Genomic DNA, 24,413 nt, shown 5'->3' on the forward strand with positions numbered 1-24,413 from the left:
CCCTCAGGAGGCGGCCTCCTGGCGGGCCGCTGTGCGACGGCGGCGCCACACGGCCGTGCCGAACAGGCCGAGGGCCAGGGCCGCGCCCACGCCCGCCGTGGCGGACGCGGCCGTGACCAGGGGTTCCTCGGGGGCGGCGGCCGGGGTGTCGTAGCCGCCGGCCGTGCCCTTGCGGGCATAACCGGAGCCCGGCAGCTTGTCGCCGTACGCCCGGACGACCCGCTCCCGGTAGGCGGCCAGGCTCGTGCCGTTCCTGCCGACCGCGCGCACGGCGTCCTCGTCCAGCGGGAGCACCTTCGCGCCCTTGTGGACGTACCAGGCGTCGATCTGCGGCTCGCGGAAGACGACCCCGCCCGGCAGTGTCCGCGCCCCTTGCGCCGCGTACCGGATCTCGTCGTCGCCGGTGGCGATGTTCACCACCTGCCAGCCGCCGCCCTGTCGCACCGTCCACAGCGAGGCCGTCTGCCCGTCGGAGGCGACCGCCTTGCTGGCGTGGAACTCGACCCGGGCCACCGGCGCGCCCGCCTTCCCCGCCACGAAGTCCGGCGACAGGATCCGTACCGGCACGGACGGACCCTCGACGCGGGGTGCGGCCGCCGCGCGGGCCACGGCCCCGTCGCGGGAGAAGAACCGGGAGAGCGTGTCCAGGGTCGCCGGAGCGGAGGCAGCCTGCTCGGGGCTGGCGGCGGGAGGCGCGTCGGCGGCCCTGGCCGGGACGGAACCGAGGGCGACGAGGGCGAGGGCGGACAGGAGCCCGGCGCTCGCGGCACGTACGTGGGTCATCGTCGTCACGCCCCTATCCGGTAGAGCGAGTGGGTCCACGAGAAGGAGCTGTTGTCCACGTACCAGGCGTGCGAGGCCCAGTTGTAGCGGTTGCTGGAGGGCCAGGGGTCGCCCCAGTAGACCCAGCTCTCGGCGTCGTCGTAGCCGTAGATCACATGCATGTGGCCACCGCCGCTCGACCACTGGATCCGCGTCTCGATCGGGCGGTCGGCGTTGATCTCGGTCTGGACGGTGGAGTAGCGCAACCAGCCGGTGACGTACGAGCCGGGGTTGACGCCAGCCCAGCGCAGACCGGTCTGGACGTTGCCGAGCGTGGCCTGGTTGTTGGGGCAGTCGTAGCCCTGCTGGCGGTTGAAGGCGGCGTTGCAGAACTGGTTCTGGGTGTAGTTCCGGCCGAACCAGGTGGCGATGGTGTTGCCACCGGCGGCCCAGCACCAGTTGGTCTTCTGCTGCGCCTGCATGGTGATGTTCAGTCGCTTGTAGGCGAGGGCCGACGAGTCCTCGTTCGTGGCGGCGGTGGCGGTCGAGGTGGTGGGAACGAGGAAGAGGGCGGCAGCGGCGAGTGCCGCGAAGGACAGTTTTCTCCTGCGCATCGCGTTCCTCCCGAGGCGGGGGGGTGTGTGGGGATGTGGGGGTGGGGAGTGGGGGTGGAGGAGCGCGTCCGGACGCTGCTGTGGAGCATCGAGCGTTGTGGGGAACGGGTCAACACGCTTCAATGCGGGGTGACGGCGAGCTGTGAACGGGGTGAGCCGGGTTGTGAACCCGTGCCCGCGCGCCATCTGCGGGCCCTCCCCCGGCGGCACAGCGGTCCGCCACCTTCGTCGTGAACGTTCACTGAGGAGTCCCCGTGGGGCACACCGAGGCCGATCTGGTGCAGTTGCTGCACACCGGACCGTTCCATCTGGCGCTGCGCACGGCGTTGGCGGTGCGCGGGCTTCCGCTCCAGCGGGTGCAGCACCATCTCGCCCACCGGGGCATCAAGGTCGGTGTGACGAGCCTCAGTTACTGGCAGCAGGGCGCCCGCCGCCCGCAGCGGCCCGAGTCGATGAAGGCGGTCCGCGCGCTGGAAGAGGTCCTCCAGCTGCCCGGGAACTCACTGATCCGTCTGCTGGGCGAGGGCTCCGCCGTGCGCGCCGACGTGGAGCGTCCGGCGGGGCGCCCCTACCGCTCGCTGGTCGAGGCGTCGGGCGTCGTGGAGGAGCTGCTCGCCGAGCTGGAGTCGCCGGTGGACGGCGGCCTCCATACGGTCGGCCATCACGAGCGGGTACGGATCGGGGCGGGGCGGGAGCTCGTGGGGCGCGACTCGCAGCACGTGGTGCGGGCGCATCGGGACGGGGTCGACCGCTATCTGGCCATCCACCACGGCGACCCGGGCTGCGATCCGGCGCGGGTGGTGGTGCGGGCGACGGAGAACTGCCGTACGGGACGGGTCCGTTGGCACCACGAGACGGGAGTGCTGATCGCGGAGCTGCTCTTCGACGCGCGGCTGCGGGCCGGGGAGACGTATCTCTTCGGGTACGGCTTCGAGGACGGGACGGCCGGTCCGAGCGGGGAGTACGTCCGGGGGTTCAGCTTCGCGGGCGGGCAGTACGTGCTGCAGGTGCGGTTCGACGAGGCGGCGCTGCCGGTGCGGTGCCGGCGCTTCGCCCAGGCCTCGGCCGGAGCGCCGCGCGGCGGCCGCTCGGATCTGACGCTGAGCGGGCGGCACCGCACGGTGCATCTGGTGGAGCAGGGGGTACGGCCGGGGCTGCTGGGGATCGACTGGGACTGGGCGTAGCGGCCGGCCGGGCCCGATGGGCGAGGCCGACGCGCGAGGTCGCCGCGCGAGGCCGACGCGCGTAGGCCGCCGCGCGAGGTCGCTGCGCGAGACCGCCGGGCGTAGGCCGCCGCGCGAGGTCGCTGCGCGAGACCACTGGGGGTCCGGTACAGCCGCTCCGCCCGCTCCAGCCCGTACGGCTCAGGCCTCGGGACCCGCGACCAGCCGGCCGTTCTCGACACGGACGGGGACCTCGGGCAGCGGGACGGTCGCCGGGCCCTGGACTGCCTTGCCGGTGGTCACGTCGAAGCGGCTGCCGTGGCAGGGGCAGTTGCCCTCGTTGTTCTCGATCTTGTCCAGGACGCAGCCGGCGTGGGTGCACTGGGCGCTGAAGGCCTTGTACTGCCCCTTGGCCGGGCAGCTCACCAGGACCCGCTGCTCGCGGTAGAGCCTGGCGCCGCCGACCGGCACCTCGTCGGGCGCGCCGAGGGTGACCGGGGCGGTCGGGGTCGGGACCTGGGCATGGCCGAGCTTGGACTCGGTGGAGCAGGCGGCGACACCCAGCCCGGCGGCGCCGGCGAGGGCGGCGCCTTTCAGTACGGTGCGGCGGGTGGACTGGCCGGACATGAGCGCTCCACGGTCGGATCGGGGCATGAGGTGATGAAACGACGATACCGGCGAGCGTTCACGCGCCTTCGTGGGGGCCGGGCGGGCCGGCCGGGCCGGGTGGGCCGGGTGGGCCGGGGGCCCTCGCCGGGGCCGGTGGGGCTGTGCCGGCCGGTGGGCATGGGTTACGTTCACGGGCGTGATCGTCGTCGCCGGTGAGTCCCTGATCGACCTGGTCCCGGACGGGGCCGCCACTCCCCTGTCCCCCTTGCTGCCGAGGCCCGGCGGCGGCCCTTACAACACGGCCGTGGCGCTGGGCCGGCTCGGCGCGGAGGTGGCCTTCTGCTCCCGGGTCTCCACGGACGCCTTCGGCGAGGCGCTGGTCGACGGCCTGCGGGCCTCGGGGGTCCTCGACGGGCTCGTGCAGCGGGGGCCGGAGCCCACCACGCTGGCGGTCGCCTCGGTGGGGCCGGACGGTTCGGCGCGGTACGGCTTCTATGTGGAGGGCACGGCCGACCGGCTCTTCGCCCTGCCGGAGCGGCTTCCGGAGGAGGTACGGGCGCTGGCCTTCGGCACCTGCTCCCTGGCCCTGGAGCCGGGCGCGAGCGCGTACGAGGCGCTGCTCCGACGCGAGTCGGAGCGAGGCGCCTTCACGCTTCTGGATCCCAACATCCGCCCGGCCCTGATCCCGGACCCGGCCGCGTACCGGGAGCGCTTCACGGCCTGGCTGCCGTACGTGTCCCTGCTGAAGCTCTCGGAGGAGGACGCGGCCTGGCTGGGCGGCACTCCGGCCGAATGGCTCCAGCACGGGCCGTCGGCGGTGGTCCTGACCCGGGGCGAAGCGGGGCTGACCGTGTTCACGCCGTCGTACGAGGTGTCGGTTCCGGCGGTACGGGTGGAGGTCGCGGACACCATCGGTGCGGGTGACACGGTGAACGCGGCGCTCCTCCACGGCCTGGCCGATCGCCCGCCGGCCTCCCTGGACGCCGGGGAGTGGAAGGACCTGCTGGCCTACGCCGCCCGGGCGGCGGCGCTGACGTGCACCCGCGCGGGCGCGGAGCCGCCGTACGGGCACGAACTGGGCGCCTGAGGGCCCGCTCGGCCCCGGGCGGCCCGGCCCGTCAGATGTGTCGTGTGAGGACCGGGCTCCCCTGCCCCGTTCGCCGGGCTCGGGCGGGCGGGTGGGGTGAGGGCCGCCTCAGGCACCCCCCACCCCACCCACCCGTCGCCGTCACGCCTTGCGTGCCCGAGCGGTCGCCGCCTTCTTGGCGGGCGCCGCCACCTTCTTGGCGGGCGCCTTGGCCGCGGCCTTCTTCGCCGGTGCCTTACTCGCCGTCCTGGACGCACTCCGCGCCGCCGGAACGGTCGCGTCGCTGATCCGGTCGGCGCTCAGGATCTCGCGGAGGAACTTGCCCGTGTGGCTCGTCGAGACCGAGGCGACCTCCTCCGGCGTGCCCTCGGCGATCACCAGACCGCCGCCGCTGCCGCCCTCCGGGCCCATGTCGACGACCCAGTCCGCGGTCTTGATGACATCGAGGTTGTGCTCGATGACGATCACCGAGTTGCCCTTGTCGACCAGGTTGGAGAGAACCTTGATCAGCTTCGAGATGTCCTCGAAGTGCAGACCCGTGGTCGGCTCGTCCAGGACGTAGACCGTACGGCCCGTCGAGCGCTTCTGGAGCTCGGAGGCGAGCTTCACGCGCTGCGCCTCACCGCCCGAGAGCGTCGGCGCGGACTGGCCGAGCCGGACGTACCCGAGGCCCACCTCGTTGAGCGTGCGCAGGTGGCGGGCGATCGTGGGAACGGCCTCGAAGAAGTCCAGGGCCTCCTCGATCGGCATGTCCAGGACCTCGGCGATGGACTTGCCCTTGTAGTGGACCTCCAGGGTCTCCCGGTTGTACCGGGCGCCGTGGCAGACCTCGCACGGGACGTAGACGTCCGGCAGGAAGTTCATCTCGATCTTGATGGTGCCGTCGCCGGAGCAGTTCTCGCAGCGGCCGCCCTTGACGTTGAAGGAGAACCGGCCCGGGAGATAACCACGGACCTTCGCCTCCATGGTCTCGGCGAAGAGCTTGCGCACATGGTCGAAGACACCGGTGTACGTCGCCGGGTTCGACCGCGGGGTGCGGCCGATGGGCGACTGGTCGACGTGGACGACCTTGTCGACGAGGTCGTCGCCGTCCACGCGCGTGTGGCGCCCGGGCACCGACTTGGCGCCGTTCAGCTCGCGCGCCAGGTGGGTGTAGAGGATGTCGTTGACCAGGGTCGACTTGCCGGATCCGGAGACACCGGTGACGGCCGTGAGAACGCCCAGCGGGAAGGAGACGTCGATGTCCCGCAGGTTGTTCTCGCGGGCGCCGTGCACGGTGAGGCGGCGCGAGGGGTCCACGGGGCGGCGGATGTCGGGCGTTGCGATGGCCCTGCGGCCCGACAGGTACTGCCCGGTGATCGACTCGTCGTTGGCGAGCAGCTCCGCCAGGGAGCCCGAGTGGACGACCTTGCCGCCGTGCTCACCCGCGCCGGGGCCGATGTCGACGACCCAGTCGGCGACCTTGATGGTGTCCTCGTCGTGCTCGACGACGATGAGCGTGTTGCCCATGTCCCGGAGCCTGACCAGGGTCTCGATGAGCCGGTGGTTGTCGCGCTGGTGGAGGCCGATGGACGGCTCGTCCAGGACGTACAGCACGCCGACCAGGCCGGAGCCGATCTGGGTGGCGAGCCGGATGCGCTGGGCCTCGCCGCCGGAGAGGGTGCCGGCCGCGCGGTTGAGGGAGAGGTAGTCGAGGCCGACGTCGACGAGGAAGCGCAGCCGCTCGTTGACCTCCTTCAGGACCCGCTCGGCGATCTTCTTGTCGCGGGCGTTGAGCTTCAGACGGCCGAGGAAGTCGGCGCACTCGCTGATCGACATCGCCGCGACCTCGGCGATGGACCGCTCCATGACCGTGACCGCGAGGACGATCGGCTTGAGGCGGGTGCCCTCACAGGTGGGGCAGGGCACCTCACGCATGTACCCCTCGAAGCGCTCACGGCTGGAGTCGCTCTCGGCCTCGCTGTGCCGCCGCTTGACGAAGGAGACGGCGCCCTCGAAGGCCGGGGTGGTGTACGCCCGCTCGCGCCCGTACCGGTTGCGGTAGCGGACCTCGACCTGGGTCTTGTGGCCGTACATCAGGGCCTTCTTGGCCCTCGCCGGCAGTCCGGCGTACGGGATGTCCGTACGGAAGCCGAGGGCCTGCGACAGCCCGCCGATGAGTCGGCCGAAGTACTCCCTGGTGTGGCCGTGCGACCAGGGGTGGATGGCGCCCTCGTCCAGGGACTTGTCCTCGTCCGGGACGATCAGCTCGGGATCGACCTCCATGCGGGTGCCGATGCCGGTGCAGTCGGGGCAGGCGCCGAAGGGCGAGTTGAAGGAGAAGGAGCGCGGCTCCAGCTCCTCGAAGGAGAGGTCGTCGTACGGGCAGTAGAGGTGCTCCGAGAACATCCGCTCGCGCTCGGGGTCGTCCTCGGCGAGGTCGACGAAGTCGAGCACGACCATGCCGCCGGAGAGTCCGAGCGCGGTCTCGACCGAGTCGGTGAGCCGGCGCTTGGCGCTGTCCTTGACGGTGAGGCGGTCGACGACCACCTCGATCGTGTGCTTCTCCTGCTTCTTCAGGGTCGGCGGCTCGCTGAGCTGAATGGTCTGTCCGTCGACCCGGGCGCGGCTGTAGCCCTTGGTCTGGAGGTCGGCGAAGAGGTCGACGAACTCGCCCTTGCGTTCGCGCACGAGCGGCGAGAGGACCTGGAACCGGCTGCCCTCGGGCAGCTCGAGGACCCTGTCGACGATGGCCTGGGGCGACTGCCGGGAGATCGGCCTGCGGCACTCGGGACAGTGCGGCTTGCCGATGCGGGCGAAGAGGAGGCGGAGGTAGTCGTAGACCTCGGTGATGGTGCCGACCGTGGAGCGCGGGTTGCGCGAGGTCGACTTCTGGTCGATGGAGACGGCGGGCGAGAGACCCTCGATGAAGTCCACGTCCGGCTTGTCCATCTGACCGAGGAACTGCCGGGCGTACGACGAGAGCGATTCGACGTACCGGCGCTGCCCCTCGGCGAAGATCGTGTCGAACGCGAGGGAGGACTTGCCCGACCCGGACAGCCCGGTGAAGACGATGAGGGAGTCACGCGGGAGGTCGAGCGAGACGTTCTTGAGATTGTGCTCGCGAGCGCCACGAACGATGAGACGGTCGGCCACGCCGGTCCGCACCTTTCTTGAGAGAGCGGAGGCACAGGAGTGCGGGTCACAGATATGCCTGGGGTTGTGCCTGGATGTGCCTGCATACCCAACAACCAAGGATGCCGGATGCTTCCAAGGAGCTTATAGCACGCACATTCGATTTCCGGCCGCGCTCGGACCACTTCACCCGAACGAGTGGCGGCGCTAGGGTCGGCACCATGATCGATCCTGTGCGTGACCTGGCCTCTGTACGCGAAGCGACCGAGCGACTCCTCGACGCGGCCGCCACATGGGACAACGCGGCGATCGCCGAGCCGTCACGGCTTCCCGGCTGGACCCGGGGCCATCTCCTGGCCCACATCGCCCGCAACGCCGATGCTCTGGTGAACGTTCTCCAGGGGCGGCCCATGTATCCGGACGCCGCGACCCGGGACGCCGACATCGAGCGCGACGCCCCTCGTCCGCTCGATGTGCAGCTCACCGACGTCCGCGAGAGCGCCGAGCGTTTCCAGGCCGTGGGCCGCGAGCCCGCCGACTGGGACCGGATCGTGGAGCTCCGCAACGGCGTCACGGACCGGGCGGCGCGGGTGCCCTTCCGCCGCTGGGCGGAGGTGGCCCTGCACCACGTCGACCTGGGGGCCGGCTACGAGCTGGAGGACCTGCCCGACGACTTCGTCGAGCGGGAGATCGACTTCCTCGTGGAGCGGTTCGCCGGCCACCCGGACGTCCCGCTGACCATGATCCGGTCCTCCAACGGTGAGCTCTGGACGACCGGCAGCGGCTCCGAGGACGAGGCCGTGCTCGTCACGGGCCCGGCGCCCGAGCTGCTCGGCTGGCTGGCGGGCCGCCGCGACGGCTCGGCCCTGGAGGTCGAGGGGGCGGGTCCGCTCCCGAAGCTCCCGCCGTTGTAACCGCCCCTGTCGGTGCCCGGCGATAGGCTGAGCCCATGACGTACAGCGGAGCGGTGAAGGTCGGCGGCCCGGCCGATGTCCACGAACTGACGGACCTGATGATCTCCAAGGTCGCGGTCGGCCCGATGGACAACAACGCGTATCTGCTGCGCTGCCGGGCGACCGGCGAGCAGCTGCTGATCGACGCGGCGAACGACACCGAGACGCTGCTCACGCTGATCGGCGACGACGGCATCGCGTCCGTCGTCACCACCCACCGGCACGGCGACCACTGGCAGGCGCTGGCCGAGGTGGTCGCCGCGACCGGGGCGCGGACGTACGCCGGGGCGTACGACGCGGAGGGCATTCCCGTCACCACCGACGTACCGGTGGAGGACGGCGACACGATCAAGGTCGGCCGGGTCGAGCTGACCGCCCGCCGTCTGGTCGGGCACACGCCCGGCTCGATCGCCCTGGTCTACGACGACCCGCACGGCCACCCGCACGTCTTCACCGGCGACTGCCTCTTCCCCGGCGGGGTCGGCAACACCTGGAAGGACCCGGAGGCCTTCGCGAGCCTGATCCGCGACGTAGAGACCAAGCTCTTCGAGGCGCTGCCCGACGAGACCTGGGTCTACCCCGGCCACGGCAAGGACACCACCCTCGGTGACGAGCGGCCACACCTCGCCGAGTGGCACGCGCGCGGCTGGTAGCGCCGCCGGGACGGACGGTCGCGCGGTCGGCCGCCGCGCGCTTCCGCACGCCCCCGTAACCCTTGCGGACGCCGGGTAGTTGGCGCGGCATGCGCCACAGTCACCCCCCGCTTCCCCCGTCCGTTCCCTCCGCTCCGTCGACGCCGTCCACGCCGTCCGCCCCGTCCATGGGGCGGCTCGCCGCGGCCTCCCTCGTCGGCACGGCCATCGAGTTCTTCGACTTCTTCGTCTACGGAACGGCCGCCGCGCTCGTCCTCGGGCCTCTCTTCTTCCCGACGTTCTCCCCGCTCGCCGGGACCCTGGCCGCCTTCGGCACCTTCGCCGTGGGCTTCGTGGCCCGTCCGCTCGGATCCGCGCTCTTCGGGCATGTCGGCGACCGCTACGGGCGGCGCCCGGTCATGTTCGCCTCGCTGGTGCTGACCGGCTGCGCCACGGTCGCGGTCGGCTGTGTCCCCTCGTACGCGACCCTCGGCATCACCGCACCCGTACTCCTGCTCGTCCTGCGCTTTCTGCAGGGGCTCGGCCTCGGCGGGGAGTGGGGCGGGGCCGTGCTCCTGACGGCCGAGCACGCGCCGGAGGGGCGGCGCGGGCTGTGGGCGAGCTTCCCGCAGATCGGCCCGCCGGTGGGCTTCCTGCTGGCGAACGGTGTGATGCTGGCGCTCTCCGCAGGGCTGACCGACGCGCAGTTCCGCGAGTGGGGCTGGCGGGTGCCCTTCTGGGCGGCCGGGTTGCTCGCGGCGGGCGGTCTGCTGCTGCGCTCCTCCCTGGCGGAGACCCCGCAGTTCCAGGAGCTGGCCGCCTCGGGGCGGCAGGCGAACGCCCCGCTGGCGGAGGTGGCACGCGGCCACTGGCGTCTTGTGTTGCTGACGGCGGGCGCCCTGGCGGTCGGGTACGCCGTCTTCTACACGGTCTCCACCTGGGCCCTGGCCTACGGCACCGAGCGGCTCGGGGTCGACCGCACGGTGATGCTCGTCTGTGTCATGGGGGCGGTGGCCATCAGTGGCATCGTGACGCCGTTCGTGGCGATCCTCGGCGACCGGTACGGCCGGCGGCCCCTCTGCCTGGCGGGATGCGCCGCCTCCGCGGTCTGGATGTTCCCGATGATGGGGCTGTTCCACACCGGTCGGCCGATGCTGATGTTCCTCGGGTTCACGGGCGCGCTGCTGGCGTTCATCACGATGTTCGCGGTGGTCGCCGCCTATCTGCCCGAGCTGTACGAGCCGAGGGTTCGGTGCACGGGCGCGGCGGTCGGCTACAACCTCGCCGGTGTGCTGGGCGGGGCGCTGACGCCGATCGTCGCGACGGCCGTCTCCAGCGGCACGGGGGCGCCGTGGGGCGTGGCCGCGTATCTGACGGTGGTGGCGCTGCTGAGCCTGGGCTGCTTCGCCCTGCTGCCGGAGACCCTGCCCGCCGCGTCGGCCGAGTCCCCGGAGGGCGTGCCCGCGTAGAGCGCTGAACGCACCGGTGGCCGGTGCGGGCGGCGGTGTGCCGTCCGCACCGGCCACAGTGCGCGGGTCGGACCCGGGATCAGACCTCGACGCTGTCCTTCTCGGACTCGCCGGCCGTCACCGGCTTGCCGTCCGCGTCGGCGCCCTCGGCCGCCTCGCGCTCCGCCTGCTTCTTGGAGGCGATCAGGCTGGTGATCGTGGTGACGATCAGGACGCCGCAGATGACCGCGAGCGAGAACGGGATCGAGATCTCGGGGACGTGCACCCCGGACTCGTGCAGGGCGTGCAGCACCAGCTTCACGCCGATGAAGCCGAGGATCACCGACAGGCCGTAGCTGAGGTGGACCAGCTTCTTGAGCAGGCCACCGATCAGGAAGTACAGCTGTCGCAGACCCATCAGGGCGAAGGCGTTGGCGGTGAAGACGATGTACGGGTCCTGGGTCAGGCCGAAGATCGCCGGGATCGAGTCGAGGGCGAAGAGCACGTCGGTGGTGCCGATGGCGAGCATCACGACCATCAGCGGGGTCAGCACCCGCTTGCCGTTCACCTTCAGGAAGAGCTTCGTGCCGTGGTACTTGTCGGCGACGCCGAACTTCTTCTCGATGGACTTGAGGAGACGGTTCTCCTCGAACTCGTCCTCCTCCTCGTCGGAGCGCGCCTCCTGGATGAGCTTCCAGGCGGTGAAGATCAGGAACGCGCCGAAGAGGTAGAAGACCCAGGAGAAGCTGGCGATGATCGCGGCACCGGCGGCGATGAAGATCGCGCGCAGGACGAGGGCGATCAGCACGCCGATGAGCAGCACCCGCTGCTGGAGGTGGGAGGGCACCGAGAACTTCGCCATGATCAGGACGAAGACGAAGAGGTTGTCGACGCTGAGCGACTTCTCGGTGATGAAGCCGGCGAAGAACTCGCCGGACGCCTGGCTGTTGCCGAAGAACAGCAGCCCCAGGCCGAAGAGCGCGGCCAGGACGATCCAGACGATCGTCCAGGTTCCGGCTTCCTTGATCGACACGTCATGGGGCTTGCGCCCGATGAGGAAGTCGATAGCGATCAGGGCGGACAGACCGAGAATGGTCAGCACCCACAGGGTCATTGAAACGTCCACTGCGCCTCCGGCGTCGTACGGCTACTGATCAGCGTCGTCGCTGCCGGAGGTCTCTTCCACCCGGCCACGTCCATGACGAGCCGGGCCGACGCCCCGGGATCGAACCGCTCAGGATCCGTCCGTATTGACGGGAACGCCGCGCTTGGGGAGTACTCCCCTCCGCACGGAGAAGACTACCCGAAGAACCAAGAGAAGGTAAAGGGAAGGGTAAAGAGCACCCAAGTACGCAGGTCAGCGGCCCCATTGCCGTCGGGCGTCGGCCACCTGGGAGAGGACCCGCCGGAGCACCCCGCTGCCGGGCGGGAACGTCGGCGGCTCGTACGTCCAGGCATGACCGACCCACGGGTCGGCGAGGTGGTCGTCGGGGACGGGGGTGATCCGCAACAGGGAACGCCACAGCGGGTCGAGGACCGGGCCGTACGCGGCGGCGTCCTCGCGGTCGGCGACCATCAGCAGATGGACACCGACGGCCGGGCCCTCGTCGGCGAGATAGCGGAGCTGGGTGACCGCCCGGTCGTCGAAGCCGTGCGGGAAGTCGTGGACGACCAGCAGCTGCTCGGCGGTGTCCATGCCCGGTGGCAGCGCGTCGGGGGCGCCCGCCCGCATCGCCATCTGGATCAGGTCGACGCGCTCGGTGAGCTGCGCGAGGACGGCCGAGACCCCGGCCGCCCCGGCGGCCGGCGGTCCGGCCAGGACGCCGGCCTCGACCAGCGGGGCGAGGGAGGCGGCACCGGAGCCGGCCGGGTCGATGACATGGACCGTGAACTCCCCGGCGGGATACACCGCGAGCAGCCTGGCCGCGTGCGCGACCGCCGTGTCCATGGCGAGGCGTCGCAGTTCGACCTCGTCGAGGAGTCCGGCCGCCTCGGAGCGGCCGCGCCCGCTGTCCACCCACAGCCCCCGCTCCAGAGGGAGGCGGACCAGCATGGGGATGCGCAGGTCGGTGCGCTCGGGGAGGTGGAGGTCGCCCACGCGGAGGGCCATCGGGACCTCCATGGGGACGCGGTAGGCGTGCCAGACCGGGTTGTCCCAGCGGGCGAAGGCGGCGGGCAGCGCCGGTTCGACGACCTCGGACTCGGCGGCGAGCTGGGCGAGGTCGCGGTCCAGGGCCTCCTGGGCGCGGGCGGTGAGCTCGTCGTGCTTGGCGCGGGCCGCCTCGCGGGCGGCGTCCCCGGCACCGCCGATACGGCTGCGCGGGTCGGCGAGCGCGCGGTCGAGCTCCTGGTCCAGGCGGGACTCGGCGAAGTCGCAGGCGCTGCGGTACGCGGCGGTGGTGCGGGCCAGGTCCTCGAACATGCCCCACACCTGGTTGTAGAGCCGCTCGTCCATGGACCAGCCGCTGGCGTCACCGGCCACCGGGGTGGGATATCCGGCGGGGGCGGGCGCCGGTGCGGGCTCCGGGGGCGCCTGGCGGCGCGGGTGGGCGTAGTCGATGGGGCCGTCGGCGGTGGGCGGGGGCGCGTCCTGCTGGTCGACCTGGTGGTCGGCGGCGACCGGGGCCGTGCGGCGGACGCGCTCCGCGTCGGGGACGCGCGGGGGCGGGGCGGAGACCGAACGGGCCAGGCCCCGCGCGACGGCGTCCAGGATCGAGGCGGCGAGCTCGGCGGGGCGCTCCATGCCCTGGTCGCCGAGCATGGCCGCGAGACCGCCTTCGTACCCCTGGCCCATGGCGCGGACCTTCCAGGCGCCCTGGCGGCGGTACAGCTCCAGGGCGACCACGGCGGACTCACGGTCGAGGCCGGTGATCGTGTAGCTGGCGATCTCGGTGCCGTCGAGGCCGGTGACCGCGACGAAGGGAGCCGCGAGTCCGCCGAAGCGGCTCGGGCCGCCGACACCGACCGGCAGCGCCAGAAGCACCGAGACGCGGTGCACGACGGGCGGGAGCGCTTCGAGGTCGACGGCGAGGCGGTGATCGGCGGCGGCCTGCTGCGAGACCTCGACACCGGGCAGCGAGGGCGAGCCGGGGTGGGCGATCCACTCGGCCCCGCCCAGCCTGCCCTGTTCGTCGCAGAGGGTGGCTCCGGCGACGACCGGATGGCCGGCCGACACCCGGATCTCCAGTCGGGTGTCGGGCAGGGGGTGGTTCTGCCCCCGGACCAGCTCGGCCGTCATCGACTCTGTCCCCTCGGATGCGTTGTTCGGAAGCGTTGATCGGAAACGTTGTGCGGAGGCGTTCCGGGGAGGTCCGGATCGTGCGGCTCATGCGGGACAGCTCCCGGCGGCCTGCTGCCTCCGGGAGCTGTCGGTGCCGCTTCGATGCCCGCCTACAGGTGCGGCAGGATCGCCGGCATGAGGTCCTGGAACGTCCGGCCGTTGGCCGGGTTGCCCAGCGCGGTCATCTGCCAGCCCGAGCCGGCCCGGTGCACCTTCGCCATGATCTGCGCGGTGTACTGGCCGCCGCCGTCCAGCGTGTAGCGGGCGAGCTCCTGACCGTTGGTCTCGTCGACGATCCGGCAGAAGGCGTTCTGCACCTCCTGGAACGTCTGCCCGGTGAAGGAGTTCACCGTGAAGACGATCTGGTCGATGTGGACGGGAACGCGCTGCAGGTCGACCAGGATCGACTCGTCGTCCCCGCCCTGGCCGGCGCCGCCCACCAGGTTGTCACCGGTGTGCCGGACGGAGCCGTCGTCACTGACCAGGTGGCGGAAGAAGACCACGTCCACCGGCTGCTTGTCGGCGAAGAGCACCGCGGAGGCGTCCAGGTCGACCTCCCGGGTGCGCGAACCGAACAGACCGCGGCGCGGAGCCGCCTGCCAGCCGAGCCCCATCCGTACCGAGGTAAGGGTGCCCCCGCCCTGCTTCTCCAGGCTGATGGCCTGACCCTTGGTCATGTTGACCGTCACGCGCTGTCCCCTCTCCGTCGTTCCCCGCGGCCGTCTCTGCTGTGCGTGCGGTTGTGCAGCACCCTACGCAGGGGCACCGACAGCGCAGCAGACACGGTCGCGTTTTGTGTCGGTCTTGCAACACACCCGGCGGTCCGCGGCCACCGCCACCGTCAGGCGAGTCCCGCCTCCTTCATCTGGCGCAACTCCTTCTTCAGCTCGCCCACTTCGTCCCGGAGCCGGGCGGCGACCTCGAACTGCAGCTCCGCCGCGGCGGCGCGCATGCGGTCGGTCATCTCCTCGATGATCGCGGCCAGTTCGGTGGCGGGGCGGTCGCCGAGCTGAACCGTCGAACCCGCTGCGCCCGCCTTGCCCCCCTTGCCCTTGCCCTTGGTGGAGTGGGCGGCGAGGGAGGGGACGGGCGCCTTGGCACCCTTGCCGTCCTTCGCCTGGCGGTAGCCGGTGCCGAGCAGCTGCTCGGTGTCGACCTCCTCGCGCGCGATGGTGGCGACGATGTCGTTGATCTTCTTGCGGAGCGGCTGCGGGTCGATGCCGTGGGCCGTGTTGTACGCGATCTGCTTCTCGCGGCGCCGGTTGGTCTCGTCGATGGCCTTCTCCATCGCGGGCGTGACCGTGTCGGCGTACATGTGGACCTGTCCGGAGACGTTGCGCGCCGCGCGGCCGATGGTCTGGATCAGCGAGGTGCCGGAGCGCAGGAAGCCCTGCTTGTCGGCGTCGAGGATGGCGACGAGCGAGACCTCGGGCAGGTCGAGGCCCTCGCGGAGCAGGTTGATGCCGACCAGGACGTCGTACTCGCCGGCCCGCAGCTCGCGCAGCAGCTCGATACGGCGCAGGGTGTCGACGTCGCTGTGCAGATAGCGGACCTGGATGCCGAGCTCCAGGAAGTACTCGGTGAGGTCCTCGGACATCTTCTTGGTGAGCGTGGTGACGAGGACGCGCTCGTCCCTCTCGGTGCGCAGCCGGATCTCGTGGACCAGGTCGTCGATCTGCCCCTCGGTGGGCTTGACGACGACCTCGGGGTCGACGAGGCCGGTGGGCCGGATGATCTGCTCCACGAAGCCGTCGCCGCGCGACAGCTCGTAGGTGCCGGGGGTGGCCGAGAGGTAGACCGTCTGGCCGATCCGCTCCTGGAACTCCTCCCACTTCAGCGGGCGGTTGTCGAGCGCGGAGGGCAGCCGGAAGCCGTGGTCGACCAGGGTCCGCTTGCGGGAGGCGTCGCCCTCGTACATCGCGCCGATCTGCGGCACCGTGACGTGCGACTCGTCGATGACGAGCAGGAAGTCCTCGGGGAAGTAGTCGAGGAGCGTGTTGGGCGCGGAGCCGGGCTCGCGGTCGTCGAAGTGCATCGAGTAGTTCTCGATGCCGGAGCAGGAGCCGATCTGGCGCATCATCTCGATGTCGTACGTCGTGCGCATGCGCAGGCGCTGGGACTCCAGCATCTTGCCCTGCTTGTCGAGCTCGGCGAGGCGGCTCTCGAGCTCGCGCTCGATGCCGTTGATCGCCTTCTCCATGCGCTCCGGGCCCGCCACGTAGTGGCTGGCGGGGAAGACGTACAGCTCGCGGTCCTCGCTGATGACCTCGCCGGTGAGCGGGTGGAGCGTGGAGAGCGCCTCGATCTCGTCGCCGAACATCTCGATGCGGACGGCGAGCTCCTCGTAGACCGGGAAGATCTCGATGGTGTCGCCGCGGACCCGGAAGGTCCCGCGGGCGAACGCCATGTCGTTGCGGGTGTACTGGATGTCGACGAAGCGGCGCAGCAGCTGGTCGCGGTCGATCTCCTCACCGACCTTGAGCGGAACCATCCGGTCCACGTACTCCTGCGGGGTGCCGAGACCGTAGATGCACGAGACGGAGGCGACCACGACCACGTCGCGGCGGGTGAGCAGCGAGTTCGTCGCGGAGTGGCGCAGCCGCTCGACCTCCTCGTTGATCGAGGAGTCCTTCTCGATGTAGGTGTCCGACTGGGGGACGTACGCCTCGGGCTGGTAGTAGTCGTAGTACGAGACGAAGTACTCGACCGCGTTGTTCGGCAGGAGCTCGCGGAACTCGTTCGCCAGCTGGGCGGCGAGGGTCTTGTTCGGCGCCATCACCAGGGTGGGGCGCTGCAGCTTCTCGATCATCCACGCGGTGGTCGCCGACTTGCCGGTGCCGGTGGCACCGAGGAGCACGACGTCCTTCTCGCCGGCGCGGATGCGCCGCTCGAGGTCGGCGATGGCCGCCGGCTGGTCGCCGCTGGGCTGGTAGGGGCTGACGACCTCGAAGGGCGCCACCGTACGTTCGATCTTGGAAACGGGCCGCATGCAACCACCGTACGACCCGGCACTGACAGTCGGGCGGCGAAAGACTCACCAGCGGTTCCGCGGGCCCTTCCTCGGGCCCCGCCGCCCGCTGTCCCGCACTCCCCCTCCGCGCTTCCTCTCGCCGGCCGTCGGTCACCAGTCCTGGGAACGGTGGCCGCCCCGGTGGGCCCCCTTGCGGGCGACCCGGCCGGAGGGCGGCCGGGCGGACCAGTTCGCGGGCTCGCCGTAGGCGGGGGCGCGCCGGGGCGCGGGCACGCCCGGCCGGTGGACGACCCGGGCGGCGGGCCGCTGCCAGTCGGGGTCGCCCAGCACGAGCAGCGGGTCGAACATGACGACGACCGCGGCCAGCAGGAGGAAGACGGCGGGCCCGACCAGCATGGGCAGGAGCAGCGAGGTGGCGGTGTCGCCGCTGCCCGGCACGGGGGCGCCGTGGAGATGGACGTTGACCGCCGCCATGGCGGTGTAGTGCATACCACTGACGGCGAGGCCCATCACCAGGCTCGCTCCGAGGCTGGCCAGAAATCCATGCACCGAGACGGCCGCCCAGAGGGCGGTGGTGGCCGCGACGACGGCGATCAGGACGGAGAGGGCGACGGTCGGGGTGTCGTAGTCGATGCGTCCCTGAAGACGCATGCCGGCCATGCCGAGGTAGTGCATGGTGGCGATGCCCAGGCCGGTGATGGTGCCGCCGGTGACCAGGGTGAGCGGGGTCGCGCCGCGGTAGCCGACGATGAAGATCCCGACGCCGACCATCCCGACGGCGACGCCCAGGCTGGCGAAGGTCAGGGGCCGGTCGTAGCTGATGGGGGCCTGCTCGACGGAGAAGCCCATCATCGCGATGAAGTGCATCGTCCAGATGCCGGTACCTATCGAGGTGGCTCCGAGGGCGAGCCAGCCGGCCTTGAAGGTGTTCCGGTGGCGCAGCGATCTGGTGGTGCAGCGCAGGCCCAGGGCGCCGCCGAGGCAGGCCATGAGGTAGGCGGCGACCGGGGTGACGAGGCCGTAGCTGAATCCGTCGACCGTGCCCTGCATGAGCGTGTGTCCTCCACCCGTGGTGCGACGTCGTCCGAAAACAGTCGGTACCGCTGCGTAGTGCTACCGGGGCGAGATTATGGCGCGCGGAGGGCCGCACGACCATGTGGTCCGTGATTTGGCACCGGTGAGACCGATACGAGACCGGCTCGTGATGTTCGCCGTCGCGATGTCAGTGGCTGGTCGTACCGTGATCGGCATGGACTCCAAGGTGGAATGGGCGGTCGTGGAGAGCGACATCGGCCCGCTGCTGCTGGCCGCGACGGACCGCGGTCTGGTGAGCGTGGTCTTCCACGCGCGCGAGGCGGTGCGGAACCGGGCGCTGGACCGGCTGGCGGCGCAGCTCGGCGCGGACCGGGAGGAGCTGACGGAGAGCGCCTCCGGCCGGCTCGCCGAGCCGATACGGCAGCTCGCGGAGTACTTCTCGGGCGGGCTGCGGGAGTTCGACGTCCCCCTCGACTGGACGCTGACGGCCGGCTTCAACCGCCAGGTGCTGCGCGAGCTGGCGGACGGCGTGCCGTACGGGTCGGTCGTGGGATACGGAGACCTGGCGAAACGGGTGGGGCAGCCGGGGGCGGCGCAGGCGGTCGGGGCGGCGATGGGCGCCAATCCGCTGCCGGTGGTCGTGCCGTGCCACCGGGTGGTGGAGAGCGACGGCGGGATCGGCGGGTTCGGGGGCGGTCTGGAGACCAAGCGGATCCTGCTGGCGCTGGAGGGCGTACTCCCCCAGCCGCTCTTCTAGGGAGTGCAGGTCCCCGCGGTGGTGCCCCCCGGGGGTATCGGGGGGCGGCGTTCTCACGGAGCGGGACGGATGGCAGACTCACGTAAGTGACCAACACCCCCAGTGCCCCTGACGACACGTCTCCGGTGGAGATATCCGCCCCTGTCACGGCCGCCGAGCTGCCGACACTCCGGCGCCGGATCCAGGCCGTGCTGATCGCCAGCCAGATCCTCGGCGGGCTCGGTATCGCGATCGGCGTCGCCCTCGCCGCCGTGCTGGCCAAGGACGTGAGCGGGACGGAGGCGCTGTCGGGTCTCGCCTCGACGGCCTCGGTGGCCGGGCCCGCGCTGCTCGCCATGCCGCTGGCCTCGCTGATGGGCACCCGCGGGCGGCGGCCCGGTCTCGTGCTCGCCTATCTGGTCGGCGCGCTGGGCGCCGGAGTGGTCGTCCTCGGGGCGGTCGTGGACAACTTCCCGCTGCTCCTCGTGGGCCTGGTCGGCTTCGGCGCGGGCTCCTCGGCCAATCTCGCGGCCCGGTTCGCGGCGGCGGACCTGGCGGCACCGGACCGCCGCGGCCGAGCCATCTCGACCGTGGTGTGGGCGACGACGATCGGTGCGGTCCTCGGACCGAACGTCGCCGCTCCGGCCGGGGAGAGCGTGGCAGGCCTCGGGATCCCGGCGGCGGCCGGGCCGTTCGTGTGGGCCGCGGGTGTCTTCGTGGTCGCCGCGGTCATGGTGGCGGTGCTCCTGCGCCCCGATCCGCTGCTGACGGCGCGGGCCCTGGCCGGCCCGGAGGCGAGCGAGGAGGCGGACAGCCGCTCGCTGCGGGCCGGGATGCGGGCGGTGCGGGCGTCCTCGCGCGCCCGCCTCGCCCTGGTCACGGTCGCCGTCTCGCACACCGCGATGGTCTCGATCATGTCGATGACTCCGGTGGCCCTGAGCCATCACGGGGCGGGGATCCAGCTCATCGGCCTGGTGATCAGCGGGCACATCGCGGGCATGTACGCGTTCTCGCCGGTGATGGGCTGGCTCTCGGACCGGCTCGGCCGGCTGTCGGTGATCGGCCTGGCGGTGGGGCTCCTCTCGGTCGCGGCGCTCCTCGCGGGCACGGCGGGTCCGAGCCATGCCCAGACCGCCGCCGGCCTGTTCGTCCTGGGTCTGGGCTGGTCGGCGGGGCTGGTCTCGGGCTCGGCCCTGCTGACGGACTCGGTCCCGCAGGCGGCACGGGCGGCCGTGCAGGGCCTGTCGGACTTCATCATGAACACGGCGGCCGGTGTCGGCGGGCTCGCGGCGGGGCTGATCGTCGCCCAGGCGGGCTACGGCTGGCTGAACCTGGTGGGCGCGTGTCTGCTGGTGCCGATGGCGGCACTGGCGGTACGGGGCGTGGTGCGGCGCGCCTGACGGGCCCTTCGGCGGGACCGTCCCTCAGCGCGGGAGCGCCGGGGACGTGGCATCGGACACCAGGAGCCGCGGGGCGCCCGTGCCGTCGGCCGGCACGGACCACACGGCGCCCTCGTGCGCGTAGGCGAGGGTGCGGTCGTCCGTCCAGGCCGCCTGGTCGTCGATGCTCCGTTCCTCGGCGACGGCGTGTTCGCGCAGGGTGCGCAGGTCGAGGACGTACAGGCGCCAGGGGGCCTTCGGATCGTCGGAGATCTTCTTCTTGAAGGCGATCCGGGTGTTGTCCGGCGACAGGGACGGGCATTCGACGTTCTCCCTCAGGGCCCGGGCCGACCACCTCCCCATGTCCCCCTCCACCAGGTAGGTCCGGCCCTTCGTCGCGACGGTGGCGTAGAAGCGGTTGTCGTCGCGGGCGAAGGTGACGCCCCAGTAGTTGATGTCGGAGGCGTGATACCGGCGGCCGTGGAGGGTGAGCGGGATCTGCTCCATGTTCTTCACGAGATAGCCGGTGCGCAGATCGAGGATCGACGTCCTGGTCGAGAAGGCGGAGGTCGCGTACGAGTCGCCCGTCGCGAACATGGTCCAGGAGAGCATCCGGCCGGAGGCGGAGACCCGGGCCCGGTTGGGGATGCCGGGCAGGGCGATCCGGCGCAGCTCGCGCAGTCGCCGGTCGAGCACGATCGCGTAGGAGCGGGTCGGCACACCCGGCCGTCGTTGCAGGCAGAGGGCGGTGGGCCCGGAGACGTGGAAGCGGTCGCAGCGGGGGCCCCCGACCGCGCGCGGTGCCCGCGCGTCCGGGTCCTGGCGGCCGATGCGGCCGGCCGCGGTGTCGCGGAAGAAGAGGCCGCCCGCGGGTCCTTCGAGGGTGAGGGCGGGGCCTCCCGTGGCGTCGGCGGGTGGGGCGGCGCGGTCGGCGGCCTTCAGCGTGTAGGCGGTGGCTCCGCCGCCGAGCAGGACGACGGCGAGGACCAGCCCCCACAGTCGCGTACGGGTGAGGCGGCCGAGGCCGGTCATGTCGAGGTCCTTTCGGCGGACGGGGGCCCCTCGGAGGGCGCCGGGCTTTCGGCGGGCGGGGGGCGCTGGGAGCCAGGGCCCCTCCCGGCGGACGGGGGCCCTTCCAAGGACGGGGTATCGGGAAGCAGGTACCGGGCGGCCGCGAGCGCCGCCGCCAGCCCGGTGAGAGCGAGGAGGAGCGCGGTGGACGGCCCCCACACCGTCCAGGCCGCCCCGAACCCGGTCGCCGCGAGCAGCCGGGCCAGGGCCTGGACGGTCTGGACGAGGGCGAGCCCGCTCGCCCGCCGCCCGGCCGGCAGCAGGGGGCCGGTCAGCGCCATCAGGACCCCGTCGGTGGTGGCGTAGAAGACCCCGAGGAGGCCGAGGACGAGGCCCAGCACGAGCAGGTCGGGGCCGGGGGCGAGGAGCAGGCCGTACGCGAGGAGGAGCGCCCCGTGCCCGTACAGGAAGGGCCGGCGGCGCCCGATGCGGTCGGCGAGCCGGCCGGCCGGGACGGCGAGCAGCAGATAGCCCGCCGCGGCGCCCAGCGGCAGGAACGGGAACCAGGTGACGGCCAGATCCAGACGCCGCTGGAGCAGCAGGTACACGAACGCGTCCCCGACGGTGACGGCGCCGAGCAGCGCGGTGGCGCCGAGGATCCGCCGGTAGGGGGCGCAGCGCAGGGGAGCGAGCAGCGCGGCCGCCTTCGGCCGCGCGGTACGGTCCACGCCGCCGTCCGCCGGCCCGCCCGGCACCAGCACGGCGAGGAGCAGCACACCGAGCACCCCGACGCAGAAGCTGACGACGAACACCGCGTCGTACGCGTCCGCCGTCGCCCACAGCAGGGCGAACGCGGCCAGGGGGCCGAGCAGGGCGCCGGTGGTGTCCATCGCCCGGTGGACACCGAAGGCTCGGCCCAGGTCCTGCGGCGGGGTGCTGAGCGTGATCAGCGCGTCGCGCGGGGCGGTGCGGATGCCCTTGCCGAGCCGGTCGCCGGCGAGCGCCGCCGCGATCCAGCCGGTGGCTCCGCCCGCGAGGAGCAGGCCGATCCGCGAGCACGCGGACAGGGCGTAGCCGAGCCCGGCGACGCGTTTGTGACGGCCGCCCCGGTCCGCAGCGTGACCGCCGAGAAGCCGTACGAGCGCGGTGGCGCCGTTGAAGAGCCCGTCCAGGAAGCCGAACTGGAGCGGGGAGAGGCCGAGTCCGAGGACGAGGTAGAGGGGCAGGACGGCCGTCACCATCTCCGAGGAGATGTCGGTGACGAGGCTGACCGTGCCGAGCGCGAGGACGGTGCCGGAGACGCGCCGCCGGACCCCTGCGCGGGGCGGCGGCGCGTCCGGGCGACCGGTGGTCGCCAGGTACATCAGTGGCAGGTGTAAGTCGGGCCGGAGTCCTTGACCTGGCCGTCGGTGCCGACGTACTGCCAGGTGTACGTCGTGTCGGTGAAGTCCAGCTTCAGCACGCCGTAGGGCCCGCTGATCCGCTTCTGGCTGTTGGGCTGGACGGTCTCGATCGGGTAGGGCTCCGCGCCGCCCATGCCGCCGACGATCTCCACGATGCCGTCGGCGGTCGCCCGTCCCGACGGGTCCTGCGGCGCGAACCGCTCGTAGTGGTGGTCGTGCCCGTTGAGCACCAGGTCGGCCTTGGCGCCGTAGAGGATCTGCCAGACGGGCTTGGAGACGGGATCGTTGCCGTGGCCGCCGGAGGAGTACAGCGGGTGGTGGAAGTGGGCGGCGACGCAGCGCTTGGTGTTGCGGGCGAGGTCGTCCTTGAGCCACTGGATCTGGGCGGGGTCGTCGAAGGAGTTGGAGTCGAGGGCGACGAAGTGCCAGTTGCCCTCGTCATAGCTGTAGTAGGGCTTGCCCTGGGGGTAGGCGATGGCACCGAAGTAGGACTTGTAGCCGGCGAGCGAGCCGGCCGGGTCGTATGTCTCGTGGTTGCCGGGCACGGGACGCGTCTTGGCCTTGAAGACGCCCCAGGTCTTGTCGTAATAGGCGCGGAAGTCGGAGAGCAGGGCGTCGTCGTACTGGTTGTCGCCCATCGTCAGATAGAACTTCGGGTTGATCCGCTGCGCCAGTGCCGCGGTCTTGGGGTGGGCGCACGAGCTGCTGGAGGCCGTGCACTGGGCGGCGATGTCGCCGGCCGCGACGACGGTGAACGCTCCGGTGGGCGGGGGTCCGCCGTCCAGCGTGCCGTAGACCTCTACTTCGTAGAGGGAGTAGCCGTACGACGTACCACGGGCGGTGCCGTAGACGCGCAGATGGCGGCCCTTGCCGGTGAGTCCGGTCCAGTCGTCGGTGCCCCCGTTGCCCGCCGTCTCGGTGGCGAGCGGGGTCCAGGTGGCGCCGTCGGCGGAGATCTCCACGCGGTAGGCCTTGGCGTAGGCGGCCTCCCAGGAGAGGCGTACGCGCGAGACGGTGGCGGTGGCGCCGAGGTCGACCCGGATCCACTGCGGGTCGGAGCCCTCGGCGCTGGCCCAGCGGGTGGCCGGGTCGCCGTCGAAGGCCTTGCCCGGACCGAAGGTGGAGTCCTCGACGGACGAGGAGGTGGCGGGCTTGCCCCCGGATATCAGCGGGTCGACGGCGGCTCCGGCGCGTCCCGGGTAGGCGAGCAGGAGGCCACCGACGAGCAGGAGTACGGCGGCGAGGACGAGCGACGGGGTGAGGGGGAGGGTGCGGCGTGGTGGGGCGGAGGCGTACAGGCGCATACCTGGGCTCCCTGGCCTGAGGGGTCGGCGAGAGCTGGACACCGGTGCGGAGCACCGCGCCCCTGCCCCTGGGACATCCGCGCGGGGGCACGGAACGGGGGCAGGGGGCGGTACACGGCGGCCGGGTCAGAGCTCTCGCTGAGCGCGTCACGCCCACGGGATCGGGCGCCGCGCCAAGCCGCTGCCCGGGAGGATAGCTGATAGGAAACCTTCCTACCAGACCTCCCGCCGCCCTCCGCGCCCTCGGTTTCAGAGGCTGATGTGGTACGCCTTGCGCAGCGTCTCGTGGACGGTCCAGGTGGTCCGGTCGCCCTCGCGCAGCACGCAGGCGTCCCCCGGCCCGACCTCCAGCGTGGCGCCACCCTCGATCGCCACGGTGGCACGGCCGCTGACGACGACGAAGAGTTCGTCGGCCTCGGTGTCGGTCACGACTCCGGGGGTGATCTGCCAGATGCCGCGCACCTGCTTGCCGTCGGCGGACTCCCAGAGGACCTCGCCGGTCACCTCGGGCGCGCCCGAGACGATCTGCGCGGGGTCGAGCGGCTCGGGCCGCAGCTCCGCGTCGGGGATGTGGACGGCGAAGGAGGGATGATCGAGTGTCGTCATGGGCGGTGACTGTAGCCCCCTGTTTCGCGACGGTCGCACCCCAGTCGGCCTACATCAGGTCGTGGTCGACCGCTCGGCCGTCGTAGAAGTGACGAATGGACACCTCGGCCCCCTCGGGGGCGGAATCGCTCATACGCGTACGCCGTCCAGCACGGTTCCAGGCCGCCCGGCGGCCGAAAGCCGGTCCGTCGGCGCGTGGTGCCGACCGATGTCCCCGCTGGTCGCGGGCGGCGCCTTTGGTGCGCCCAATGTTGGTCCGGGGGAATGCGCCGAGCCCCCTGTCGAGCATGGCGTGTGCGCGTCAAA

At 71.8% G+C, this 24,413-nt stretch carries 20 protein-coding genes; 7 read left to right on the forward strand and 13 right to left on the reverse strand.

All coding sequences use genetic code 11. From position 1 onward, the window contains the following. Positions 1-3: 3 nt before the first annotated feature. Together J7E93_RS00855 and J7E93_RS00860 are read right to left on the reverse strand one after the other, a co-directional pair. Positions 4-783: a hypothetical protein gene (locus J7E93_RS00855; protein ID WP_215065223.1), complete on the reverse strand. Its 780-nt coding sequence runs from the start codon at positions 781-783 to the stop codon at positions 4-6. Positions 784-788: 5 nt separating this feature from the next. Then, positions 789-1,376: a papain-like cysteine protease family protein gene (locus tag J7E93_RS00860; protein ID WP_215065161.1), complete on the reverse strand. Its 588-nt coding sequence runs from the start codon at positions 1,374-1,376 to the stop codon at positions 789-791. Between the two features lie 254 nt (positions 1,377-1,630). Here J7E93_RS00860 and J7E93_RS00865 point away from each other — a divergent pair, with 254 nt between their 5' ends. Next, complete coding sequence (locus J7E93_RS00865) at positions 1,631-2,560, forward strand: hypothetical protein (RefSeq protein ID WP_215065163.1); 930 nt, start codon at positions 1,631-1,633, stop codon at positions 2,558-2,560. 180 nt (positions 2,561-2,740) lie between these two features. Here the strand turns inward: J7E93_RS00865 and J7E93_RS00870 are convergent, their stop codons facing one another. Next, on the reverse strand, positions 2,741-3,166 hold the full coding sequence (locus J7E93_RS00870; RefSeq protein ID WP_215065165.1) for a Rieske (2Fe-2S) protein: 426 nt from the start codon (positions 3,164-3,166) through the stop codon (positions 2,741-2,743). Between the two features lie 178 nt (positions 3,167-3,344). Between J7E93_RS00870 and J7E93_RS00875 the strand changes: the two genes are divergently transcribed. Then, positions 3,345-4,235 carry a carbohydrate kinase gene (locus J7E93_RS00875; protein WP_215065167.1) on the forward strand — a complete coding sequence of 297 codons (891 nt, stop codon included), beginning with the start codon at positions 3,345-3,347 and terminating at the stop codon, positions 4,233-4,235. Between the two features lie 141 nt (positions 4,236-4,376). On the opposite strand, the gene uvrA is transcribed toward J7E93_RS00875, so the two are convergent. After that, positions 4,377-7,370: an excinuclease ABC subunit UvrA gene (uvrA, locus tag J7E93_RS00880; protein WP_215065169.1), complete on the reverse strand. Its 2,994-nt coding sequence runs from the start codon at positions 7,368-7,370 to the stop codon at positions 4,377-4,379. A 200-nt stretch (positions 7,371-7,570) separates the two neighbouring features. On the opposite strand from uvrA, the gene J7E93_RS00885 reads away from it, so the two are divergent. From J7E93_RS00885 to J7E93_RS00895, 3 genes are all read left to right on the forward strand, one after another. Then, the gene (locus J7E93_RS00885; RefSeq protein ID WP_215065171.1) at positions 7,571-8,263 is read left to right on the forward strand and encodes a maleylpyruvate isomerase family mycothiol-dependent enzyme; all 693 of its coding nucleotides are present in this window, start codon (positions 7,571-7,573) and stop codon (positions 8,261-8,263) included. A gap of 35 nt (positions 8,264-8,298) precedes the next feature. After that, positions 8,299-8,955: an MBL fold metallo-hydrolase gene (locus tag J7E93_RS00890; RefSeq protein ID WP_215065172.1), complete on the forward strand. Its 657-nt coding sequence runs from the start codon at positions 8,299-8,301 to the stop codon at positions 8,953-8,955. Between the two features lie 167 nt (positions 8,956-9,122). Continuing rightward, a complete protein-coding gene (locus J7E93_RS00895) occupies positions 9,123-10,403 on the forward strand; it encodes an MFS transporter (RefSeq protein WP_215065174.1) in 1,281 nt (426 codons plus the stop codon). 79 nt (positions 10,404-10,482) lie between these two features. Here the strand turns inward: J7E93_RS00895 and J7E93_RS00900 are convergent, their stop codons facing one another. From J7E93_RS00900 to J7E93_RS00920, 5 genes are all read right to left on the reverse strand, one after another. Next, the gene (locus J7E93_RS00900; RefSeq protein WP_215065180.1) at positions 10,483-11,508 is read right to left on the reverse strand and encodes a TerC/Alx family metal homeostasis membrane protein; all 1,026 of its coding nucleotides are present in this window, start codon (positions 11,506-11,508) and stop codon (positions 10,483-10,485) included. A 231-nt stretch (positions 11,509-11,739) separates the two neighbouring features. Continuing rightward, a complete protein-coding gene (locus J7E93_RS00905; protein WP_215065183.1) occupies positions 11,740-13,620 on the reverse strand; it encodes a TerD family protein in 1,881 nt (626 codons plus the stop codon). A gap of 152 nt (positions 13,621-13,772) precedes the next feature. Then, on the reverse strand, positions 13,773-14,351 hold the full coding sequence (locus J7E93_RS00910; RefSeq protein ID WP_215065185.1) for a TerD family protein: 579 nt from the start codon (positions 14,349-14,351) through the stop codon (positions 13,773-13,775). 152 nt (positions 14,352-14,503) lie between these two features. Beyond that, positions 14,504-16,651: an excinuclease ABC subunit UvrB gene (gene uvrB / locus J7E93_RS00915; protein WP_215065187.1), complete on the reverse strand. Its 2,148-nt coding sequence runs from the start codon at positions 16,649-16,651 to the stop codon at positions 14,504-14,506. 132 nt (positions 16,652-16,783) lie between these two features. Beyond that, positions 16,784-17,683 carry an MHYT domain-containing protein gene (locus tag J7E93_RS00920; RefSeq protein WP_215065189.1) on the reverse strand — a complete coding sequence of 300 codons (900 nt, stop codon included), beginning with the start codon at positions 17,681-17,683 and terminating at the stop codon, positions 16,784-16,786. Positions 17,684-17,882: 199 nt separating this feature from the next. Here J7E93_RS00920 and J7E93_RS00925 point away from each other — a divergent pair, with 199 nt between their 5' ends. Beyond that, positions 17,883-18,425, forward strand: a complete 543-nt coding sequence (locus J7E93_RS00925) for a methylated-DNA--[protein]-cysteine S-methyltransferase (protein WP_215065191.1) — start codon at positions 17,883-17,885, stop codon at positions 18,423-18,425. Between the two features lie 86 nt (positions 18,426-18,511). Then, positions 18,512-19,804, forward strand: a complete 1,293-nt coding sequence (locus J7E93_RS00930) for an MFS transporter (protein ID WP_215065193.1) — start codon at positions 18,512-18,514, stop codon at positions 19,802-19,804. A 24-nt stretch (positions 19,805-19,828) separates the two neighbouring features. Here the strand turns inward: J7E93_RS00930 and J7E93_RS00935 are convergent, their stop codons facing one another. The 4 genes from J7E93_RS00935 to J7E93_RS00950 all read right to left on the reverse strand — a co-directional run bounded on the left by J7E93_RS00935 (position 19,829) and on the right by J7E93_RS00950 (position 24,107). Beyond that, positions 19,829-20,815 (reverse strand): hypothetical protein, encoded by a 987-nt coding sequence (locus J7E93_RS00935; protein WP_215065195.1) that lies wholly within the window; start codon positions 20,813-20,815, stop codon positions 19,829-19,831. Beyond that, a complete protein-coding gene (locus J7E93_RS00940; RefSeq protein WP_215065197.1) occupies positions 20,812-22,158 on the reverse strand; it encodes an MFS transporter in 1,347 nt (448 codons plus the stop codon). Before J7E93_RS00940 ends, J7E93_RS00935 begins: the two co-directional genes overlap by 4 nt. Beyond that, entirely contained in the window at positions 22,158-23,501 is a 1,344-nt protein-coding gene (locus J7E93_RS00945; RefSeq protein WP_215065198.1) for a discoidin domain-containing protein, read from the reverse strand. Before J7E93_RS00945 ends, J7E93_RS00940 begins: the two co-directional genes overlap by 1 nt. Before the next feature lie 249 nt (positions 23,502-23,750). Further along, a complete protein-coding gene (locus J7E93_RS00950) occupies positions 23,751-24,107 on the reverse strand; it encodes a cupin domain-containing protein (protein WP_215065200.1) in 357 nt (118 codons plus the stop codon). Positions 24,108-24,413 lie beyond the last annotated feature (306 nt).

It is taken from the genome of Streptomyces sp. ISL-36, assembly GCF_018614205.1.
In the GTDB taxonomy this organism is placed as follows: domain Bacteria; phylum Actinomycetota; class Actinomycetes; order Streptomycetales; family Streptomycetaceae; genus Streptomyces.

Excerpts from the sequence above, each read along its gene's own strand:
- J7E93_RS00855 (WP_215065223.1), bottom strand. The coding sequence starts at position 783 with ATGACCCACGTACGTGCCGCGAGCGCCGGGCTCCTGTCCGCCCTCGCC.
- J7E93_RS00860 (WP_215065161.1), bottom strand. The coding sequence starts at position 1,376 with ATGCGCAGGAGAAAACTGTCCTTCGCGGCACTCGCCGCTGCCGCCCTC.
- J7E93_RS00870 (WP_215065165.1), bottom strand. The coding sequence starts at position 3,166 with ATGTCCGGCCAGTCCACCCGCCGCACCGTACTGAAAGGCGCCGCCCTC.
- J7E93_RS00885 (WP_215065171.1), top strand. The coding sequence starts at position 7,571 with ATGATCGATCCTGTGCGTGACCTGGCCTCTGTACGCGAAGCGACCGAG.
- J7E93_RS00890 (WP_215065172.1), top strand. The coding sequence starts at position 8,299 with ATGACGTACAGCGGAGCGGTGAAGGTCGGCGGCCCGGCCGATGTCCAC.
- J7E93_RS00895 (WP_215065174.1), top strand. The coding sequence starts at position 9,123 with ATGGGGCGGCTCGCCGCGGCCTCCCTCGTCGGCACGGCCATCGAGTTC.
- J7E93_RS00905 (WP_215065183.1), bottom strand. The coding sequence starts at position 13,620 with ATGACGGCCGAGCTGGTCCGGGGGCAGAACCACCCCCTGCCCGACACC.
- uvrB (WP_215065187.1), bottom strand. The coding sequence starts at position 16,651 with ATGCGGCCCGTTTCCAAGATCGAACGTACGGTGGCGCCCTTCGAGGTC.
- J7E93_RS00920 (WP_215065189.1), bottom strand. The coding sequence starts at position 17,683 with ATGCAGGGCACGGTCGACGGATTCAGCTACGGCCTCGTCACCCCGGTC.
- J7E93_RS00925 (WP_215065191.1), top strand. The coding sequence starts at position 17,883 with ATGGACTCCAAGGTGGAATGGGCGGTCGTGGAGAGCGACATCGGCCCG.
- J7E93_RS00935 (WP_215065195.1), bottom strand. The coding sequence starts at position 20,815 with ATGACCGGCCTCGGCCGCCTCACCCGTACGCGACTGTGGGGGCTGGTC.
- J7E93_RS00940 (WP_215065197.1), bottom strand. The coding sequence starts at position 22,158 with ATGTACCTGGCGACCACCGGTCGCCCGGACGCGCCGCCGCCCCGCGCA.
- J7E93_RS00945 (WP_215065198.1), bottom strand. The coding sequence starts at position 23,501 with ATGCGCCTGTACGCCTCCGCCCCACCACGCCGCACCCTCCCCCTCACC.
- J7E93_RS00950 (WP_215065200.1), bottom strand. The coding sequence starts at position 24,107 with ATGACGACACTCGATCATCCCTCCTTCGCCGTCCACATCCCCGACGCG.